We start from the raw sequence: 708 nt of genomic DNA on the forward strand, positions 1-708 counted from the left end.
ACAACATATTGATATGCACCATCTAGATAGTATTGCTAAAGCCTCTCAATCCACTATCTATATTGAGAGGCAGCCAGGGAGTTTTGTTTATCTTGGTCAACCATTGGCTTGGGTCTGTGGCGAATTAGCAGAAAAAAGTGAGGTAACGGCAGCGTTCACGATCCGAACTGAGCGATCCTATGACCAAGATCCTCGCTTTGGCTTAGTTGTACTTGCAGAAATAGCCTCTAGGGCCCTCTCTCCTGCCGTTAATGATAATGGTACTGCGATTGATGTTCTGGGACGTTCGATTCGGGCGCTTTCACTTTGGGGAGAACTTATTAGCCAACAGCCGACCAAAACTCGCTTCCCAAGATTGTTTGTGCCCTCGTTAAACTGCCAAGATTTATTCGATGATGTCTTTTTGCCGATAGCGCATGATGGGGCAGCTCAACTGCAAGTTCAGGTTCGCCTGCAAAAGGCATTACTAGCCCTGTCTAGTATGTATCCCAAGCTGTTTAGCGCTCCAGCAACCAAGCTTTCAGAGAAAGCATTAGAACTCGCGTTGACCCAACATTTTACTGAAGATGAAAAGCATCAACTTGCGCAACTTTCGAACCAGGTAACTGACCCAAAAACACGGTGTTGACGATTCATTCAATCAGCATCGTTTTAAGCATACGCCTCAAACATGCGTATGCGCAGCCATCATCCTTCGTGAAAAGTCTC

The 708-nt window shown here is 45.9% G+C and carries 1 protein-coding gene; it reads left to right on the top strand.

Annotation, left to right across the window (positions count from 1 at the left end; all coding sequences use genetic code 11):
- The coding region (locus R7Z47_RS24890; protein ID WP_318130768.1) for a DUF2254 family protein at positions 1-628 on the top strand (628 nt) is incomplete at its 5' end.
- Positions 629-708: the final 80 nt, after the last annotated feature.

Origin of the sequence: Vibrio sp. 1641, assembly GCF_033339995.1 — a bacterium.
GTDB classification, from domain to species: Bacteria; Pseudomonadota; Gammaproteobacteria; order Enterobacterales; family Vibrionaceae; genus Vibrio; species Vibrio alginolyticus.